The organism is Pseudomonas frederiksbergensis (genome assembly GCF_003732665.1).
GTDB lineage: Bacteria > Pseudomonadota > Gammaproteobacteria > Pseudomonadales > Pseudomonadaceae > Aquipseudomonas > Aquipseudomonas frederiksbergensis_G.
The window spans coordinates 1-330 of record NZ_MOBP01000166.1 but is presented as its reverse complement, the minus strand read 5'-3'; the positions used below and the strand labels follow the sequence as shown (position 1 = coordinate 330).

The window sequence follows — 330 nt, the reverse complement described above, 5'->3', positions numbered from 1 at the left end:
CAACCGCATCAAGAAGCGTGTGGAGAACACCCACAAAGTGGCCTTCGATTACGACGACGCGGTGATCGACCTGATCGTCTCCCGCTGCACCGAAACCGAAAGCGGTGGGCGGATGATCGACACCATCCTGACCAACAGCCTGTTGCCGGACATGAGCCGCGAGTTCCTCACCCGCATGCTCGAAGGCAAAGCGCTGGCAGGGGTGCGGATCAGCGCCCGGGATAACGAATTGCACTACGACTTCAGCGACGCGGCCTGACCGGCCTGGAACACGGTCAATGTGGGAGCGGGCTTGCCTGCGATTACGGTGTGACATTCAGCATTGATGTC

At 60.0% G+C, this 330-nt stretch carries 1 protein-coding gene; it reads left to right on the top strand.

Going from position 1 to position 330, the window contains the following annotated elements; all coding sequences use genetic code 11:
- Nucleotides 1–259: ClpB D2-like domain containing protein (locus BK665_RS33645; RefSeq protein ID WP_148053298.1), on the top strand; the 259-nt coding region annotated here is incomplete at its 5' end.
- Between the last annotated feature and the right edge of the window lie 71 nt (nt 260–330).